At 41.0% G+C, this 363-nt stretch carries 1 protein-coding gene; it reads left to right on the top strand.

The window, feature by feature from the left end; genetic code table 11:
- A partial coding sequence (locus AAGV33_RS16385; RefSeq protein ID WP_373393454.1) for a DUF7507 domain-containing protein occupies window positions 1-363 on the top strand: 363 nt, incomplete at both ends.

Genomic DNA, 363 nt, shown 5'->3' with positions numbered 1-363 from the left:
TAATGACGATAGTACAGAGACTACTTTACCGAAATCAGGCTCATTAGCCTTTGTTAAAACAGGGGTTTACAATGGTGATGCCACAAGAGCGGTAGTAGGCGATATCATTACGTACACTTTTACGGTAACCAATACAGGAAACGTAACAGTAGATAATATTGTAATCAATGATGCCAAACTAGGAGTGACTAATTTAGCATTAGTTCCATCAACTTTAGCCCCATCGGCAACAGGAGTGGTAACACAAGATTACGCTATCACCCAAGCTGATATTGATGCAGGCGTTGTTACTAATACAGCAATTGCAATCGGACAAGATCCACAAGGAGTAGATGTTCAGGATACATCAGGAACAGCAGTGGA

Source organism: Flavobacterium magnesitis, assembly GCF_041729735.1.
Lineage (GTDB): Bacteria > Bacteroidota > Bacteroidia > Flavobacteriales > Flavobacteriaceae > Flavobacterium > Flavobacterium magnesitis.
This window is presented reverse-complemented; position numbering and strand designations above follow the sequence as displayed.